The 18,633-nt window shown below is 68.3% G+C and carries 16 protein-coding genes; 14 read left to right on the forward strand and 2 right to left on the reverse strand.

Annotated elements, in window-relative coordinates:
* Positions 1–75 precede the first annotated feature (75 nt).
* Positions 76–1,059, forward strand: a complete 984-nt coding sequence (locus M1L58_RS02780; protein WP_248657750.1) for a hypothetical protein — start codon at positions 76–78, stop codon at positions 1,057–1,059.
* Between the two features lie 59 nt (positions 1,060–1,118).
* On the opposite strand, the gene M1L58_RS02785 is transcribed toward M1L58_RS02780, so the two are convergent.
* Entirely contained in the window at positions 1,119–1,760 is a 642-nt protein-coding gene (locus tag M1L58_RS02785; protein ID WP_248657751.1) for a TetR/AcrR family transcriptional regulator, read from the reverse strand.
* Between the two features lie 218 nt (positions 1,761–1,978).
* On the opposite strand from M1L58_RS02785, the gene M1L58_RS02790 reads away from it, so the two are divergent.
* From M1L58_RS02790 to M1L58_RS02830, 9 genes are all read left to right on the forward strand, one after another.
* The gene (locus M1L58_RS02790; RefSeq protein ID WP_248657752.1) at positions 1,979–3,523 is read left to right on the forward strand and encodes an amino acid permease; all 1,545 of its coding nucleotides are present in this window, start codon (positions 1,979–1,981) and stop codon (positions 3,521–3,523) included.
* Positions 3,524–3,652: 129 nt separating this feature from the next.
* Positions 3,653–4,501, forward strand: a complete 849-nt coding sequence (locus M1L58_RS02795) for an urea amidolyase associated protein UAAP1 (RefSeq protein ID WP_006866171.1) — start codon at positions 3,653–3,655, stop codon at positions 4,499–4,501.
* Between the two features lie 27 nt (positions 4,502–4,528).
* Entirely contained in the window at positions 4,529–5,197 is a 669-nt protein-coding gene (locus M1L58_RS02800; RefSeq protein ID WP_248657753.1) for an urea amidolyase associated protein UAAP2, read from the forward strand.
* Between the two features lie 51 nt (positions 5,198–5,248).
* Entirely contained in the window at positions 5,249–7,303 is a 2,055-nt protein-coding gene (locus M1L58_RS02805; protein WP_248657754.1) for a 5-oxoprolinase/urea amidolyase family protein, read from the forward strand.
* Positions 7,300–8,970: an allophanate hydrolase gene (gene atzF, locus M1L58_RS02810; RefSeq protein WP_248657755.1), complete on the forward strand. Its 1,671-nt coding sequence runs from the start codon at positions 7,300–7,302 to the stop codon at positions 8,968–8,970. The genes M1L58_RS02805 and atzF overlap by 4 nt, the downstream gene beginning before the upstream one ends.
* Before the next feature lie 215 nt (positions 8,971–9,185).
* A complete protein-coding gene (locus tag M1L58_RS02815) occupies positions 9,186–10,940 on the forward strand; it encodes a hypothetical protein (protein ID WP_248657859.1) in 1,755 nt (584 codons plus the stop codon).
* Between the two features lie 195 nt (positions 10,941–11,135).
* Complete coding sequence (locus M1L58_RS02820; RefSeq protein WP_005201466.1) at positions 11,136–11,330, forward strand: hypothetical protein; 195 nt, start codon at positions 11,136–11,138, stop codon at positions 11,328–11,330.
* Between the two features lie 182 nt (positions 11,331–11,512).
* Positions 11,513–12,397 (forward strand): DUF3558 family protein, encoded by an 885-nt coding sequence (locus M1L58_RS02825; RefSeq protein ID WP_248657860.1) that lies wholly within the window; start codon positions 11,513–11,515, stop codon positions 12,395–12,397.
* Positions 12,394–12,945: a DUF3558 domain-containing protein gene (locus M1L58_RS02830; RefSeq protein WP_006866164.1), complete on the forward strand. Its 552-nt coding sequence runs from the start codon at positions 12,394–12,396 to the stop codon at positions 12,943–12,945. The genes M1L58_RS02825 and M1L58_RS02830 overlap by 4 nt, the downstream gene beginning before the upstream one ends.
* A 14-nt stretch (positions 12,946–12,959) precedes the next feature.
* On the opposite strand, the gene M1L58_RS02835 is transcribed toward M1L58_RS02830, so the two are convergent.
* Positions 12,960–13,793, reverse strand: a complete 834-nt coding sequence (locus tag M1L58_RS02835; RefSeq protein ID WP_248657756.1) for an acyl-[acyl-carrier-protein] thioesterase — start codon at positions 13,791–13,793, stop codon at positions 12,960–12,962.
* 100 nt (positions 13,794–13,893) lie between these two features.
* Here M1L58_RS02835 and M1L58_RS02840 point away from each other — a divergent pair, with 100 nt between their 5' ends.
* From M1L58_RS02840 to M1L58_RS02855, 4 genes are read left to right on the forward strand one after another with little or no spacing between them, the layout of a single operon-like run.
* A complete protein-coding gene (locus M1L58_RS02840; RefSeq protein ID WP_248657757.1) occupies positions 13,894–15,582 on the forward strand; it encodes an FAD-dependent oxidoreductase in 1,689 nt (562 codons plus the stop codon).
* Between the two features lie 2 nt (positions 15,583–15,584).
* Complete coding sequence (locus tag M1L58_RS02845; RefSeq protein ID WP_248657758.1) at positions 15,585–16,862, forward strand: glycosyltransferase family 4 protein; 1,278 nt, start codon at positions 15,585–15,587, stop codon at positions 16,860–16,862.
* Complete coding sequence (locus tag M1L58_RS02850) at positions 16,849–17,577, forward strand: class I SAM-dependent methyltransferase (protein WP_006866160.1); 729 nt, start codon at positions 16,849–16,851, stop codon at positions 17,575–17,577. The genes M1L58_RS02845 and M1L58_RS02850 overlap by 14 nt, the downstream gene beginning before the upstream one ends.
* Positions 17,574–18,629, forward strand: a complete 1,056-nt coding sequence (locus M1L58_RS02855) for a prenyltransferase (RefSeq protein ID WP_248657759.1) — start codon at positions 17,574–17,576, stop codon at positions 18,627–18,629. Before M1L58_RS02850 ends, M1L58_RS02855 begins: the two co-directional genes overlap by 4 nt.
* Positions 18,630–18,633 lie beyond the last annotated feature (4 nt).

Raw genomic sequence — 18,633 nt, forward strand, 5'->3', positions numbered from 1 at the left:
TCGACCGAGCTACGCCGAACGCGCCTCCAGGGCTTGCGTGTTCGACGCCCAGCGGTCGCGATGTTGGGGTGTGCGATGGCCGCGTCGTTCGCGGTGACCGTGCCTTCCCACGCCGCCACTCCGGCGGCCGGCCCACCGACACCGGGTTTGCCGTCGGTCGGGATTCCGACGGTCGCGCTGCCGGTGGGGTCGATGCCGGATCTCCGTCCGGTGTCCCAGGTGGTGGTGTCCACATCGCTTGGCTCCGAACGTGAATCGGTGGTGACATCGGCCTGGCCGCGGGTCACGGCGGGTGAACGGACGTTCCGTCCGACGCCCCTGGGGCCGGCCCGCCCGGTCGCCGATCAGACCGCGGCATCCGGCGACGTCGTGCGGATCGGAAATCTCGAGCTCCGCCGCCCGCGTGCGGTGTCCAAGCAGCTGGCCGCCGACATCAGTGCCGGCTCGGGTGAACTGGTGGCCGGTATCTCCGATGTCCTTCGGAGCAACGGGGTTTCGACCGCCCGTGCGGACAAGGTCGCCGAACAGATGGTCGGCGACGCCGCGGTCGGTGGCGTGATCGGCGTCGGCGTGGCAGCTCCGCTGGCCCTCGCCGTCGGCGGTGTGGTCGGTGGCGGACTCGGGCTCCTGTTCGGAATCCCGTTCCTGCCGACCGGTCTCGTCGTCGGGCCGCTGGTCGGAACCGCTCTCGTCGCAACGCTGGTCGCCTTGCCGGCGGTGGCGGCCGGTGTCGCCATCGGCGCGGCACACGGCTACGACAAGGGATGGAAGGTGCCGCTGAATCGCAAGCCCGCCAAGCGGCCTGCGCCGACGTCGGTCTCGCTCGACCGGGCGCCCGCGCAGGTGGCTCCGCCGGTACCGGCGGGCGCAGTCAAGCGGCTGACCCCGCTGCCGGCCGTCAAGCAGTTGGCCCCGGCTCCCGCGGTCAAGCGCGTGACGCCGACGCCGGCGGTGAAGCAGATCGCGCCGTCCCAGCCGGCTCGTCGTGATGCGGTGCCGTGCACCTGGGGACGGATGGCCGAGGTCGCACTGCAGGGAGGTGTCATCGGCAGCTGCTGAGCGCACCCGACAAGAGCAGCCCCGGCGTGGTCACCGACCACGCCGGGGCTGACATCTGTTCAGGCCCGGTGTTCGATCAGCATCCGGATCGCGCCGACGATCGTGTCGACGAGCCCCTCGGCGGTCTGGCCGCCGAGTTCGCCGCGCTGTTCGTCGGCGCGCATCATGATGACCGACTCCACGAGGCGGAACGGCAGCAGACAACGCTTGTCCGCCGGATCGCCGAGTGCCGTGGCCGTCAGTGCGGCATATGCGGCGGCGAGTTCCTGTCGCGCGGCCCGGAACTCGACGAAGCGGGGTTCGCCGACCTCGGGGAGCAGGTACAGCGCCCCGAGGTTCCAGCGGGCACGGGCGAGCTGTTCCACGTCGTAGCGCGCCAGGGTGAGGAGCCGCTCGAGTGCCGGCCCGTCGGCATCGAGAAGGGCACGTGCCTGCTCGACCGAGCCGAGGACCGTCGTCTCCAGGAGGTGCGCCAGGATGTCGTCCTTGGTGCCGAAGTAGTGGTACATCGACGCCTGGCGGATGCCCACCGCCTCGGCGATCATCCGCGTCGACGTCCCGGTGTAACCGTGACGCGTGAACAGTTCGGCCGCGGCGTCGAGGATCTCGTCGCGGGCGGTCTCGCCACGGCGTCTCGACGGGACCAGACGCGGGCGTCCGGGACCGCCGGATGTGGTGGCCGTGCGCGTGCCGGTCGCCATGATTCCTCCTGCTGTGGTGGATGTTCTCGACATAGTTGACCATGCCCGAGAACTCCCGGATGTCGGTGCGATCCCGCGACCTGGGCCGATTAACGCAGTCGTTACCCACGTTTTCGTGGACGGAACAAAACTGTCAACCGAAAGAAATGTGCGTTCGCTTATCTGTCACCTGACAGATACGCGCTCAACGAGGAGCTCCTCGACAGAAAGAACGCATCATGACCACAACCCCGGAAAAGACCGTCGTGCAACCGGTCACCGCTCCGGCCGGCAACCACGACGCCGACGACCTCTCCGAGTTCGGCTACGACCAGCAGCTTCACCGGTCGCTGGGCAAGTTCGCCTCCTTCGCGGCCGGTTTCTCCTTCGTCTCGATCCTGACCACGGTCTTCCAGTTCTTCGGCCTGGGTTTCGGGTTCGGCGGCCCGGCCTTCTTCTGGACGTGGCCGATCGTCTACGCGGGCCAGTTCCTGGTGGCCCTGTGCTTCGCCGAAATCGCTGCGCGGTACCCGATCTCGGGTGCGATCTACCAGTGGTCGCGCCGCATGGGCGGTGAGGTCATCGGCTGGTTCGGCGGCTGGTTCATGATGATCGCGCAGGTCGTCACCGCCGCCGCGGCGGCCATCGCCCTCCAGGTGGTGCTGCCCTCGGTGTGGATGGGCTTCCAGCTCGTCGGCGACGATCCCACGCTGACCAGCACCAGCGGCGCGTCGAACGCGGTCCTGCTGGGTTCGATCCTGCTGGTGATCGTCACCGCCATCAACTGCGTCGGTGTCACCTGGATGAGCCGCGTCAACAGCATCGGCGTGGTCTGCGAACTCGTCGGCGTGGTCGCGGTGATCCTGGCGCTGTTCACCCACGCACAGCGCGGTCCGGGCGTCGTCTTCGACACCGGCGCCCCCGGTCAGCAGCCCGGTTACATCTGGGCGTTCATCGTCTCGGGCCTGATGGCCGCCTACGTCATGGTCGGATTCGGTTCGGCCGGCGAGCTCGCCGAGGAGACCCGCGACCCGCGTCGCGTCGCACCGCGCACCATCCGTATGGCACTGACGGTCTCGGCCATCGGCGGCGGCCTGATGCTGCTGGGCGCTCTCATGGCCGCGCCGACGCTCAGCGAGGAACTCGCCATCGGCGGCCTGCCCTACGTGCTCGACTCGGTGCTCGGAAGCTTCTGGGGCAAGGTCCTGCTCTGCGACGTCGCGGTGGCGATCTTCATCTGCACCCTCGCCATCCAGACCGCATGCTCCCGCCTGATGTTCTCGATGGCCCGCGACGGCCGCCTCCCGTTCTCGAAGCAACTGGCACACGTCAACTCGCGGACGGGCACCCCGATCGCACCGTCGATCCTCATCGGCGTGCTCTGCATCGGCGTCCTGGTGGTGAACGTCGGCAACTCGGCGATCTTCGCGACGCTCGCCAGCGTGTGCATCATCCTGATCTACCTGGCCTACCTCGCCGTCACCGGTCCGATGCTCTACCGCCGGTTCCAGGGCTGGCCGCAGAAAGGCGGCGTCGACGCCGGTGGCCGGAAACTGTTCAGCCTCGGCCGTTTCGGGATCGTGGTGAACCTCCTCGCCGTGCTCTACGGCGCGCTGATGGTCGTGAACCTGGCCTGGCCGCGTGCCGAGGTCTTCGACCCGGCCGGTGACATGCCGGTCCTGCGCTGGGCCGGACCGATCGTCATCGCGGTCACCGTCCTCGCCGGCATCGCGTGCTTCCCGCGCGGCAAGGAACACCCGAAGCCCGTCACCTTTGCTGCCTGAGGTGCGAGGAGCGTTAGCGGCGCCCCCCTTGCTGCCTGAGGTGCGAGGAGCGTTAGCGACGAGCCTCGAAGGCCCGGTGACCCGAGCTCCCCTACCGCAACCACAACCACATCCGAGGAGACATCCGACATGACCATCACCGCCACCGGCACCGGCACCACCGCGGGAGCCCGTGAACACGCCCGGTCGCAGGCCGGTCGCATCACCGACAGCATGCCCGTCGTGCCGGCGTCGAACTGGCCGAACCCGCCCGCCGACGTCGACCCCGCCGACCTCACCTGGGCCGAGACCGTGCCCGGTGGGCGGTACACGAGCAAGGTCCTGGCCCGTGGCACCCGGCTGCGCCTGCACGACGTCGCCGGATCGGCCTGCGCGCACCTTCTGCTGTGGCGCGCCGACGCACCCTGGGAGCGTCTGAATGTCGCCGACACCGTCAAGGTTCCGTGGCAGGCCTACCTCGGCACCGGGCACCCGCTGCTGAGTGACCAGGGCCGCGTCCTCGCGACGATCGTCGCCGACGGCTCCGGACACCACGACGCCCTCTGCGGCACCACGACCCTTGCCGCCAACACCGCGAAATACGGGGACGGACACGTTCATTCGGCCAGCCCGGCCGGTCGCGAGATGTTCACCCTCGCCGCGGCGAAGCACGGCCTGACCCCGACCGACGTTGCCCCGTCGGTGTCGTTCTTCCACGGGGTGAAGGTCGACGACGACGGCTCGTTGCGCTCCACCGGGTCAGCTGGTGCCGCCAAGTCGGTGGACCTGATCCTGCACCTGCCGTGCGTCGTGGCGATCGCGAACACCGCACATCCCGTAGATCCGTCGCCGACCTTCGACACCACCTCGCTCGAGGTGCTGGCGTGGAAGGCCCGGCCCGATCTCGACGCCCTGCTCGCCGGCGTCGCCGACACCGATCCCGAGTACCAGCGCGCCGTCGCCAACTCCGAAGATGCCTGGGCCGCAGCTCTTCTCTGAGCGTCCCGACCCGAGAGGAACACACTCATGACCACCACCATCGACTTCGCCACCGCCTCTGCCGCGGAACTCGCGCTCGTGTCCGGAACCGTCGTCTACGACGGACTGGTCGGCGAACGCGGCCCCTGGTCGGGAGTCGTCGCCGCCGGCGACGTGCTCACCATCGTCGACCTCTACGGCAACCAGGCCGTCGACACCCTCTTCTACGGTGCGGCCGACCACGCCAAGCGCTACTCGGCGCAGGCCACGATCGCCGCGCAGGGCAACATCTTCCTGACCACCGGCACCGTCATCCGCGACCAGGAGGGCGAACCGCTGATGACGATCGTCGCCGACGAGGTCGGCAACCACGACACCGTGGGCGGCGCCTGCTCGCAGGAATCCAACACGCTTCGCTACGGCCACCACACCAAGCATCAGCACGCGTGCGTCGAGAACTTCCTGATCGAGGGCAGTCGCCACGGACTCGGCAAGGCCGATCTGGTCGGCAACGTCAACTTCTTCATGAACGTGCCAGTCGATCCCGACGGCTCCCTCGGCATCGTCGACGGTCTGTCGGCGCCCGGCAAGCGCCTCGCCCTGCGGGCCGACGTCGACACCCTGGTTCTAATCTCCAACTGCCCGCAGATCAACAACCCCTGCAACGGATTCGACCCGACCGCGGTCCGCGTCATCGTGACCCGACCCGCGGCCTAGGGCCGTCGCGCCGAAACCCTTACCGCACACCGACCTGCGAGGAACCACACCATGTCTGCCGCCACCGGGGCCGCCACGCCCGCCCCCGTCACCGTCCTGCGGTCCGGTCCGCTGACCACCATCCAGGACTGGCCCGGTCGTATCGGGTACTGGAAGGTCGGGGTCCCGCCGTCCGGGCCCATGGACGACCTGTCATTCCGTCTGGCCAACCTCGCGGTCGGGAACCCCGAGACGGCAGCCGGTCTCGAGGTCACCCTGATGGGTCCGGCGCTGCGGTTCGACGCCGACGCCGTCGTGGCGGTCACCGGCGCGCCGGTGACCGTGACCCTCAACGGAAAGACCGCGCCGCAATGGGTTCCGCTGACGGTGTCGGCCGGTGACGTCCTCGACGTCGGGACGGTGGGGGCGCTCGGCATGCGGGCGTACATCGCGGTGTCCGGTGGTCTCGACGCCGAGGATTACCTCGGGAGCCGTTCGACGTTCACGATGGGTCGATTCGGCGGTCTGGCCGGCCGTCCGCTTGCGGCCGGTGATCGGCTCGCGCTGCTCGGCGCCCCGTCCGGCCCGGCGCGGCGCATCCTCGGTGACGAGCAGCCGGCATTCACCAACACCTGGCAGCTGGCGGTGACCGTCGGTCCGCACGGCGCACCGGAGTTCTTCACCGAGGCCGACATCGCCGACGTCTTCGCCACCGACTACGAGGTGCACTTCAACTCCGATCGGACCGGCATCCGACTCATCGGTCCCAAGCCACGGTGGGCGCGCAACGACGGCGGCGAGGCAGGTCTGCACCCGTCGAACATCCACGACAACGCGTATTCCGTTGGTGCGCTGGACTTCACCGGTGACACCCCCATCCTGCTCGGTCCCGACGGCCCCAGCCTCGGCGGGTTCGTGTGCCCGGTGACGGTCGTGACCGCCCAGCGCTGGAAGCTCGGCCAGCTCAAGCCCGGTGACACGATCCGCTTCGTGGCCGTGCGCAGCGAGGAGACCGCGTCGCCCAAGGAGACCGGTCTCGGCCGGCGTGCCAGCTTCGTCGACGTCCTGTCCTCGGGCGGCGACGCCGACAACGGCATCCTCGGCTCGACGACGACCGCCGACGGGACCACCTCGGTGACCTACCGGCGTTCCGGTGACGACAACATCCTCGTCGAATACGGCGACATGCAGCTCGATCTGGCCCTGCGCGCCCGTGTGCACGCACTGAGCGAACGCATCGCCGCCGAAAAACCCCGTGGCCTCATCGATCTCACACCGGGTATCCGGTCGCTCCAGGTCAAAGCCGACCCGGACGTGTGGTCACAGTCCCGGATGCTCGAGTGGCTCAACGAATGTGAGAGCCAGCTGCCCGCGGCCGAGGATCTCGTGGTGCCCAGCCGAACGGTGCATCTGCCGCTGTCCTGGGACGACCCGGCCACCCGTGAGGCCATCGAGCGCTACATGCTCGGCGTCCGCTCCGACGCTCCGTGGTGCCCGTGGAACATCGAGTTCATCCGCCGCATGAACGGACTCGACTCCGTCGACGACGTCTACCGGACCGTGTTCGACGCCAGCTATCTGGTGCTGGGCCTGGGGGACGTGTACCTCGGTGCGCCCGTTGCGGTCCCGTTGGACCCGCGGCATCGGCTCGTCACCACGAAGTACAACCCCGCCCGGACCTGGACCCCGGAGAACGCGGTCGGCATCGGCGGCGCCTACCTGTGTATCTACGGCATGGAGGGCCCCGGCGGTTATCAGTTCGTCGGACGCACCACGCAGGTGTGGAATCACCGCCACCCGCAGCCGGCTCCCGGCTTCGATCCCGAGCATCCCTGGCTGCTGCGCTTCTTCGACCGCATCTCCTGGTACCCGGTCAGTGCGGAGGAACTTCTCGACATGCGTGCCGATGTCGCGGCCGGCCGAGGGGACAGCACGAAGATCGCCGACGGTGTCTTCTCGCTGGCCGAACACCAGCGGTTCCTGGACGACAATTCCGACGACATCGCCTTCCGGCGGGAAAAAATGGAGATCGCCCGCGCCGAGGAACGTCAGAGATGGTCTGCGCAGGGTGAGTTCGTCGCCGACCTGAGCACGGTCGGGGCCGAGAACGAGGAGCGGGTGGCATGAGCAAGATCGACGAGATCTACACGCGGATCGCCGAGGCGGACCGTCCGGAGGTCTTCATCACGCTGCGTCCGCAGGCGGAGGTCGCTGCCGAGTTCGACGCAGCCCTCGCAACGGGTGGAGCCCTGGCCGGCACGGTCCTCGCGGTCAAGGACAACGTCGACGTCGCCGGGCTGCCGACCACGGCCGCGTGCCCGGGCTTCGCCTACACACCCGCCACCGACGCCCCCGTGGTCGCGGCACTACGGGCCGCCGGTGCGGTGGTGATCGGCAAGACGAACCTCGACCAGTTCGCCACCGGCCTCGTCGGGACACGCAGTCCGTATGGCGCAGTGCGGGATGCACGACGACCCGACCGCGTCTCGGGCGGTTCGAGCTCCGGTTCCGCGGTGGCCGTCGCACTCGGGTTCGCCGACATCGCGATCGGCACCGACACCGCCGGATCCGGCCGCGTACCCGCCGGATTCGCAGGGCTTGTCGGGGTCAAGCCGACGGTCGGGGCGATCTCCACCGACGGCGTCGTGCCGGCCTGTGCGAGCTACGACGCCGTGACCATCTTCGCCGCAGACCTGCCGCTCGCCAATCGGGCGATGGCCGCGATGGCCGCCGCGCAGGGCCCCCGGCCGTTCAAGTCGTCGGTGCCGCTGGCCGCGCCGGAACGACCCGTCGTCGCCGTGCCCGCCGTACTGCCCGAGCTCGACGAGGCGTGGCGTGCCGCGTTCGCCGAGGCGGTGATGCGGGCCGAGGCAGCCGGCTTCGTGATCAAGACCATCGATCTGTCGCCGTTCCTGGCGGCGGCGAAGCTGCTCTACGAGGACGCGCTCGTCGCCGAACGGCACGACGCCGTCGGCGACTTCTTGGACTCGGCGGACCCGGCCGCCGCCGGAATCGACCGCACCGTCGCCGGGATCATCGGTGCCGCTTCGCGATTCAGTGCCGTCGACCTGCTGCGCGCCCGACGCCGCCTCGCCGAACTCCGGGCAGAGGCCATGGGGGAGTGGGGCGACGCCACCGTGCTGATGGTCCCCACCGCGCCTGCGCACCCGACGATCGCCTCGGTCGCCGCCGACCCGGTCGGCGTCAACTCGCGGATGGGTACGTATACGAACTTCTGCAACCTCTTCGACCTGTGCGGACTCGCCGTGCCGAGTGGTGAGGTCCCCGAAAGCGATGGTAGCCGAGCGCAATTCGGTGTCACCTTCCTCGGCGCTGCGCACGAGGACGCGGTTCTCGTCGACGTGGCGGCCCGGTTCCTCGGCGTTCCCGATGTCGGGGCCTCGTGGGTGGAGACCGAGGAATCGATCGAGCTCGCGGTCTTCGGTGCGCACATGCGGGGCGGCCCGCTCACCCATGAGCTCAGCGAGCGGGGTGCCCGCTGGGCGGGGGAGATCACGACGACCCCGACCTATCGCCTGGTCGCGCTCGACACCATCCCGCCGAAGCCGGGACTGATCCGCGATCCCGCTGCGGGACGGGCGATCCGGGGCGAGGTATGGCGCCTGTCCCCGGCCGCGCTGGGGGAGTTCCTCGCTGCCCTGCCGGAACCGATGATGCTGGGCAAGGTCGAGGTGACCGCCGGGGAGACGGGACCCGCGCGGTGGATCGTCGGCTTCGGCTGCGCGGCCGACGCCGGTGCTGCGGGAACGGAACTGGATCGCGACCGCTGGTAGAGCGCGTGTCCAGGTGAGTTCCGTATGACGTCGAACCCGGAAACCGGGCTCGGTGTCATACGGAACCGGGTGCCTTCCAGCGCGCCCACCTGGTCGTTTGTCCAAGGGGACGGTTTTGTGCACGTGTCTCGTTCCGGCTACCAATTTTCGATTTCCGATGCTTAACTTGCTCAGCGCAAGGGGTGGGAAGAAAGAAAGTTGGACGAGTGACCAGCTTGGGGCGGAACGGAACTCAGCGTTCGGAGAAGGTCGCGCGACGCGCGGACCGCAAGCAGAAGCGACAGCATCGCGTCGTCGCGGGTGCTGCCGCGATCGCCACGGTGGCCGCGATCGGCGCCGGGCAGGCGATGGAACCGGCGGCGGCCGAGGCGGCGTTGCTCCCGGATTCCATTCAGAAGCTCGAGACGTGGTCGAAGGGCTTCAACACGGGTAACCCTCTCGGGGAACTGGTCAGCGGTATCGGCAACGGTGCGCTCGCGGACATCGCCGAAGCCTGGCGTATCGAGTCGTGTGTCTCCGGCGGCTCCCGCGATGGCGCCGACTGCTCGCAGTCGAGCACCGATCTCGGTGGCATCGGTATCGCCATCGTGCTGCCCGACCGGATCGAGGTCGTGCCGGTCGGGATCTACGACCCGGTCAAGGGCACCATCGAGTCGATCTCCAATTCGATCCTGGGCGACATCGCGCGTTGGATCGGGCTGGACGTCCCGCGCTCCATCGCCGACGCGCCGGGTACCGATGGCTCGGCGAAGGTCATCGGCAACGGCTTCCAACTGGCGGTGGCGTTCCGCGACGGCGACGCGACCGCAATCTCGTACCTCCCGCTCAGCATCGCGACCGCGGGGGCGAGTGACGGCCGCACGGCGAAGTCCTTCGCTCTCCTCGGCATGGCGCACGCCTGGAACACCGGCGCGCTCGACGTGACGGTTCTCGGCCAGAAGGTCACCACGATTCCCGGCATCAAGGGCGTCGGTTGTTACGGCGGTCTCACCGGTGCCTACGCCGATGGCGTCGGAGCGTGTGCGAATGTGCTGGGCACCTTCGACTTCCGCTACCAGCAGCCCAACGGCGAGGTGCAGTTCGCGCTCACCGATCCGACGGCACTGTTCTCGGATCCGACGGGTGTCCTCGGTGACGCCGGACAGGAAGCGCTGCAGGGAATCCTGGCGGCGATCCTCAGCGGTTCCGGCATCGACTTCGACGGCGACTGGATGTCCCTCTCCAAGGACTTCGCCCGCCTGAGCATCGGCGGCGACTACGGCTTGCTGAGCGGCAACTTCCTCCGTCTCACCAGTGATTACGGCTTCACCGGTCCGATCACCGTCGACTGGCTGGGCTCCCAGGTGGCGTTCCGTCCGCTGGTCGAGGTGAACGGCGAGTACCGCCCGAACCGCCTCGGCCTCCCGGTCATCACGTTCGGGCAGCTCGACACCGGCGAGATCATCCCGGTCATCCACATCCCGAGCTACGAGTTCCCCTTCGGCATCCCGGCAACCGACGACGCCGTGATCCCGCAGTCGAACACCGTCGCCCGGGTTGCGGCCTCGGCTCCCGCCGAGTTCGCGGCGTCGACCTTCGCGGAACCGGAAACCGCTGAGTTCGTGGGCCCCGATCACGAGGCGTCCGAGGTCGTATCCGACGACTCCGGCAGCAACATCGTCGAGGAGTACGTCGGCAAGCATCGCGCGGCCGACGACGGCTACGAGGGCAAGCACCGCGCCCCCGAGGCGCCCGCCGCCGGGGATTCCGACGCCGGCTCGGACAACGACTCTGACAACAGCAGCGGCGGTGATTCGGGTTCGGGCAGCGGCTCTGACTCCGGCTCCGACGCCGGCAGCGGTTCGGACAGCGGAACCGACTCGGCCGGCGGCTCCGGCTCGGGTAGCGGTTCCGACAGCGACTCCGGCTCGGGCAGCGGTTCCGACAGCGACTCGGGTTCGTCGAGCGGCTCCGGCGCAGAAGCGGCCTGACACCGGCCGCCCACAGACCGGCGCCCCGGCACTGGACTTGATTCGTGCCGGGGCGTCGACCATCTTCCGACCCCCACCCCTGAGCTCGGGGGCTCACCGTCGGTCGACGGATCGGCCTCCGGCGGGCGCGCGTGGGAAGGAACTACCCTGGACGCAACCGGAGCTGGACCAACGGAGCCGAGCAGGGAGGCCGTGATGGCGATCGATCGCGACAGAAGCAGAGCAGTGTCGGAGGTCGTCCGGCAGCATCCGGTGATGAGCCTGGTCGCGGTGTCGCCGGGTATCGCCGTGTTCGTGGTCCTGCTGTTGCTCGACCAGACGTTCCTGGCGATCCTGTTCGCCATCCTGGCGGTCGGCGGCGGGGTGTACCTGCTGTCCCGCAAGCGCTGAGCACGACGCCCGCGCGGTGAACCCCGACTCGACGATCGGCGCGGCTACAGTGGTGGCCAATGAGCGCGACCGCATCGCTGCGCGGTGCCGGCGGGCGCATGCGGGTGAAGGGAGTGCGGGCGCATGATCGACGATTCGGGACGTCACCACGGCCGGGCGGCCGGGCGGCCGGGTCACTGACCATGTTCACGCGCGTCGACGCCTACATCTGGGCCATCCGCCTGACCAAGACCCGATCCGCGGCCGGCGCCGCATGCCGCGGAGGCCATGTCCGTGTGAACGGCGTGACCGCGAAACCCGCCCAGCCGGTGGTGCCGGGTGACGAGATCCGCGTCCGGCTCGCCGGGCGCGAACGCATCGTCGAGGTCACCAAGACCATCAACAAGCGGGTGTCGGCGCCGATGGCCGCCGAATGCTTCATCGACCGGTCGCCGCCACCGCCGCCCAAGGAGATCCTGGCGAGTCAGCCGCGCCGGGACCGTGGTGCCGGCCGGCCCACCAAACGCGAACGGCGACAACTCGATCGGCTCCGTGACTCGAGCTTTCTCGTCGTCTTCCTCGCCGTCGTCGTGCTACTCGTCGGGGGCTGTTCGGACGACGAGCCGGCCGACCCGAACCGGCCGAACACCCCCGAGGCTCCTGCGCAGGCAGGGTCCGGACCGTTCTTCGGCAAGTGCGGCGGGGTGACGCTGGAAGAGGTCACCCGTATCACCGGCTTCGGCGGACTCACCGAGACCGTCAACAACACGTCGGTCTGTGAGTGGGACACCACCGGTTCGCGGACGGGTGCCGTCGCCTCGTTCAACTGGTACCGCGGTTCGCCGATCGGCCGCGAAGAGGCCAACGTCAAGCTGTCGCGCGACGTCACCAACAAACTCGAGATCGACGGCCACCAGGGGTTCATCGGTTACACCCAGTCCGGACAGATCTGCGAGGTCGGTATGGGATTCGGCGCCGACTTCTTCGAGTGGTCCATCCGGGGCGATGCGGTCCAGGCGCGGCCCATCGAGCAGATCTGCGACGCCGCACGGGAGTTGGCGAAGCTGTCCATCGAGCGTGCCTCATGAGGCGGGCACTGGCGGTCCTCGTTGCGGTCCTCCTCGGCCTGACCGCACTCGTCGGTTGTGCGCGCACGGTCGACGGTGAGCCGGTGCCGGTGGGTGCCGCCGGACAGTCCGGCAGCAGCGACATCGACACCGATCAGTTCGACAAACTGCTCCTCGAATGCGACGTGCTACCCGACGCGATGATCGCCGACGTGGTGGCCGGCGGCGGATTCGCCGAACGGTCCTTCAGCGGTGCGATCTGCCGGTGGCTGGTGTCCGGTGCGACCGACGTTGTCAGCGTGACGTTCAACTGGTTCGAGTGGGGCAACGTCAACCTCGAGAAGGAGACGGCCAAGAAGCTCGGCTTCCAGACCGAGAACATCAAGGTCGCCAGCCAGTCCGCCTTCACCCAACGCGACCCGAACCGTCCCGGTGTCTGCGGGGTCACCGCGCGGGCTCCCAGCCGCGGGGTCTTCACCTGGTTCGTCGAACCCCGCAGCGCTCCCGCGGGCGACCCGTGCGAGGCGCCGATCAAGCTGATGGAGCTACTGCTCCAGGGCGGTCAGTAGCCCCGGGATTTCTTCTACTGATCGGTGGGCAGCGGACCCACCACCACACTCGCTGCGACCACCAGCTCGTCGCCGGTGCCGGGCATCATCAGCCACACGGTCAGCTGATCGCCTTCGCGGACACGACGGAGGGTCAGGCGCGTCCCCGGCACGATGGGCCGCAGATACTCGATGACGACGCGGTGCGGCATGTCGACGAGGTCGGGGTGTTCGACGAGTTCGTCCTCGATGGCCTCGAGGTAGGCGGCGTTGTTGAGGTGCTTGAAGGGGTCGAAGTCGGTGATCCGCAGGACGTGCTCGCGGTCGGGGAACGGGATGTCCTCGGCGGCCGGCGCCTTCTCCGGGTTCATCGACTTCCATCGCAGACGGTGCTCGTCGGTCATCGACGACAACATCTCGAAGGCCTCGTCGGAGAGTCGGGACGGCACGCCCTTGTCGTTGACGTTGATCCAGAACGCCTCGGTCTCGACGAGGCCCGCGGGACGGTCGTCGGGATTGAAGCGGTTGGTCTCGTGTTCGGAGGTGAGCCGCACCCGCATGTTGGTCCAGCGCGTCGACAGCGCGCCGCACCAGCGCTGGGCGGTGACCGTCGCCGGCCAGGAGATGGGCCGGATGACGTCGATGATGGTGCGCCGGACGATCCAGAAGGGCTCGGTCTTCCCGAACTCGGTGGCCTCGAGATTGTCGTTGGCGACGTCTTGCAGGTACCGCGCGACGGCGTCGAGCCGCACCCGCATGTCCTGGTCGACATCACCGGTCCGGACCCGGTACTCCGCCTGGTAGAACCGGGCGCCCTCCTTGCGGTCGGGGAGTGACCCCGCTCTCACGTCTGACGTAACCTGGCTCACTCGGGTCCCTTCGATGGGTCGCAGGTATCTTTGCAGTTAAGATACAGTCAAGGCTGAAACTAGAACACGTTCTACGTGTGGAATTACGGAGAAACAGCAGATGGCGCATGTGATTACCCGTCCATGTTGCAACGACGCCAGTTGCGTGAGCGTGTGTCCGGTGAACTGCATCCACCCGACGCCGGACGAGCCGGAGTTCTTGACTGCCGAGGCTCTCTACATCGACCCGGAGACCTGTATCGACTGTGGCGCGTGCATCGACGAATGCCCGGTCGAGGCGATCGTTCCCGACGATCAGCTCACCGAGCGCGATGAGCCCTATCTGCAGATCAATGCGGACTACTACAAGGACCACGACGTCGAGGGCGGCCTCGTCCCGCCGCGCAAGGCGCCACAGCTGCCCGACCGGGAACTGCACGTCGCCATCGTCGGGGCCGGCCCGGCCGCGTTCTACGCCGCCGAGGAACTCGTCCGTAAACCGTCCATCAAGGTCGACATGTTCGACCGCCTGCCCACGCCCTACGGCCTGGTCCGCGCGGGCGTCGCCCCGGACCACGCCGCCACCAAGGGTGTCGAGAAGACCTTCGCGTCGGTCGCCGCCAAGAAGAACTTCGACTACTACCTCAACGTCGAGGTGGGCAAGCACATCAGCCACGACGAACTCGTCGCCCGCTACCACGCGGTCATCTACGCGGTGGGCGCCGCGACCGACAAGCGGCTGAACATCGAGGGCGAGGACCTGCGCAACTCCGTCGCGGCCACCCAGTTCGTCGCCTGGTACAACGGCCACCCGGACTTCGCCGACCTCGACGTCGACCTCTCCTCGGAACGGGCGGTCGTCGTCGGCAACGGCAACGTCGCGCTCGACGTGGCGCGCATCCTCGTCACCGATCCCGACGAACTGGCCAGGACCGACATCGCCGACCACGCCCTGGCGAAGCTGCGCGAGTCGAACATCAGAGAAGTCGTGCTGCTGGGGCGACGCGGCATTGCGCAGGCGGCCTACACCAACAGCGAGTTCCTCGCCCTCGGCGACGTCGAGGGCGTCGACGTGGTCATCGATCCCGAGGACCTGGTCCTCGACGAGTCGTCCGAGGCAGCACTGGCCGACGACACGCTCGACTCGACCATCGCCACCAAGATCCGGCTGGCCCGCGAGTTCGCCGAACGTCCGCAGACCCCGGGCAACAAGCGGATCGTCTTCCGGTTCCTCGCCTCTCCCGTAGAAATTGCCGGTGACGGCGAAGTGACTACGCTGACGTGCGTGCGCAACGCCTACACCGAAGCCGACGACGACGCCGCCGGCCGCGTGGCCGTGAAGGCCACCGACGAGAGATTCGACCTCGAGACCGGCCTGGTCCTGCGGGCCATCGGGTACCGCGGCGTCCCGGTCACCGACCTCCCCTTCGACGAGGGGCGCGGCGTCGTCCCGAACGCCGAGGGACGCGTGCAGGCGGCGACGGAGGGCGATGTGATGCCGGGGCTGTACGTCACCGGCTGGATCAAACGTGGAGCGACAGGTGGTATCGGCATGAATCGACTGTGCGGTCAGGAGACGGCACGCGCCGTCATCGACGACTTCGTCGCCGGGACCATCGGCGATCCGTCGACCCCGCGCGACGATGTCGCCGCCCTGTGCGCCGACCGCGGTGCCAATCGCATCGACCTGGCGGGATGGAAGGCCATCGACGCGGCCGAGAAGTCCGCGGGCAAGGCCGCCGGTCGTGCGCGGGCCAAGTTCGTCAGCATCTCCGAGTTCGAGGCGGCTGCCACCGCCGGAGCGCAGTAACCGTGCGGGTTGCACTGCTGTCCTACCGCAGCAAACCTCATTGCGGTGGGCAGGGCGTCTACGTCCGTCACCTCTCCCGCGAGCTCGCGCTCCTCGGACACAGCGTCGAGATCTTCTCTGGCCAGCCGTATCCGGAGCTGGACCAGTCGGCCATCGACGCCGGTGTCACGATCACCAAGGTGCCCAGCCTCGGGCTCTACGACGAGCCGGACCCGTTCCGGACGCCGAAGCTGAACGAGTACCGCGACTGGATCGATCTGCTCGAGGTCGGATCGATGTGGACGGCGAGTTTCGGCGAACCGCTCACGTTCAGCCTGCGGGTCGCCCGGTTGCTGAAGGAACGGCGCGCCGACTTCGACATCGTGCACGACAACCAGTGCCTCGGCTACGGACTGCTCGAGATCCAGAAGGCGGGCTTCCCGCTGATCGCGACGATCCACCACCCGATCACGCGTGACCGCACCCTCGCGGTCAAGGCGGCCAAGGGCTGGCGGAAGATCACCGCGTGGCGCTGGCACTCCTTCCTGCGTATGCAGGGGCGTGTCTCTCGCCGGATCCCGGAGCTGCTCACCGTTTCTCGCAGCAGCGAGGTCGACATCCGCAAGGCCTTCGACATCCCGTCGGGCCGCATCACCACGATCCCGCTCGGCGTCGACACCGAGATCTTCACTCCCCGTGCCGATCGCGTCCCGGGCCGGATCGTCTGTGTCGCCAGCGCCGACGCACCGCTCAAGGGTGTGTCCTACCTGTTGGAGGCGGTGGCGAAGCTCGCCGCCGAGCGCGACGACGTCAAACTGGTACTGGTGTCCAAGTTGGACCCGAATGGCCCTTCTGCCAAGATGATCGAGGATCTCGCGATCGGTGACCGGGTGTCGGTGGTCTCGGGACTCGAGGACTCCGAGATCGCGGAACTCCTGGCCTCGGCCGAGGTCGCATGCGTGCCGTCGCTGTACGAGGGCTTCTCGTTGCCTGCGGTCGAGGCGATGAGCTGTGGGACACCGCTCGTGGCCACTCGCGCCGGCGCGATCCCGGAGGTCGTCGGCACGTCAGAGGAAGCCGCGCTGCTGGTCCCGCCACGGGACTCCGGACGCCTGGCCCAGGCGATCGGGCGACTGTTCGACGACTCCGAGCTGCGGGCTCGTCTCGGTGCGGGCGGACGACGCCGCGCCGAGGAGAACTACAGCTGGGCCGCAGTGGCCGCGAAGACGGCGGCTCACTACGAAACCGTGCTGGCCGGTCATCGGCGAGCAACAGAAGGGACATCGAGTGCTGACAGTTGATTTCGACCGTCTGGGCGTGGGCCCGGGCACCAAGGCGATCGACATCGGGGCGGGTCAGGGACGACACTCCTTCGAGATGTTCCGTCGGGGAGCCGATGTCATCGCCTTCGACATGTCGGAGAGCGACATGGCCGACGTCGCAGAGATGTTCGACGCCATGACGGCCGAGGGCCATGTGCCCGCGTCGGCGAAGGCTCGCGCCGAGGTCGGTGACGCCCTGCGTCTCCCGTACGCGGACAACAGCTTCGACGTGGTCCTCATGTCCGAGATCCTCGAGCACATCCCGACCGACGAGGGTGCGATCAGCGAGATGGTCCGCGTCCTCAAGCCCGGTGGCGTGGCCGCCGTGACGGTGCCGCGGTACTGGCCGGAGAAGGTCTGCTGGGCCCTGTCGGACGAATACCACGAGGTCGAGGGCGGACACGTCCGCATCTACAAGGCCTCGGAACTGTCCGACAAGCTGCGCAAGGCGGGCCTCGAGGTCACCGGAACCGATCACGCACATGCCCTCCACGCTCCGTACTGGTGGCTGAAATGTGCTGTCGGCGTGGAGAACAACGACAACGTGCTGGTCAAGGGATACCACCAGCTGCTCGTCTGGGACATGATGAGCAAGCCGTGGCTGACCCGTGTGGGCGAGCAGGTGCTCAACCCGATCATCGGCAAGTCCGTGGCACTGTATCTCCGTAAGCCCGAGACCGCCGCGTCTTCATGACGGCCGCTCCGGCTGTCCCTGGAGTGGTCACCGCCGAGCAGATGCGCGCCACCGGCGCTGCCATCGTCGGCATGCAGGAGGAATCCGGCGCACTGCCCTGGTTCCCCGGTGGGCAGACCGATCCGTGGGATCACATCGAATCGGCGATGGCCTTGTCGGTGACCGGTTTTCACGCCGAGGCCGAAGCGGCCTACGATTGGTCGCGTCGTAAGCAGCGCGCCGACGGCTCGTGGCCGATCCGCACCGTGTGCGGCAAGGTCGAGGACGCCGGCACCGACTCCAACTTCTGTGCCTACATCGCGGTCGGGGTCTGGCACCACTACCTGATCACCGGCGACGATGCCTTCCTGCAACGGATGTGGCCGGTCGTCTGGTCGGCCATCGACTGTGTGCTGCGCTTCCAGCGCGACGACGGCGCCTTCCGCTGGGGTGGCGACCACCGCACCGGCGCGATGTTCGGCGAGGCCCTGATCACCGGTAATGCCAGCATCTTCCAGGCCCTCGACTGCGCGATCCGGATCGCCGCCGAGCTGGATCAGCCCGACGACGCGTGGACCGCCGCGCACACCAAGCTCGGGGACGCCATCCGCACGGACACCGCGCGCGACTCCGAGTGGGAGATCTTCACGCCCCCGTCCGAGCACTCGATGGACTGGTACTACCCGATCCTCGGTGGCGCGGTGCGCGGAGAAGCCGGTCATAAGCTGATCGCCCGCCGCTGGAATGACTTCGTCGTACCCGGCAAGGGCGTGCGCTGCGTCGACCACCGGCCCTGGGTCACCGGTGCCGAGACCTGCGAGCTGGCACTGGCTCTCGACGCGCTCGGCGACACCGACGACGCCATCCGGCTCATCGCCTCGATCCAGCACCTGCGCGATCCCGACGGATCGTATTGGACGGGACTGGTTTTCGCCGACGGCAAACGCTGGCCGGTGGAGAAGAGCTGCTGGACCTCGGCGGCCGTCGTCCTGGCGGCCGATGCCGTGAGTCGCACCAGTGTCGCCAACGGGATCTTCCGTGACGTCCGACAGCGCCTGACCGTCGCGCCCTAGGCAT

The sequence above is a fragment of the Gordonia sp. C13 genome (genome assembly GCF_023218005.1).
Taxonomy (GTDB): Bacteria; Actinomycetota; Actinomycetes; order Mycobacteriales; family Mycobacteriaceae; genus Gordonia; species Gordonia namibiensis.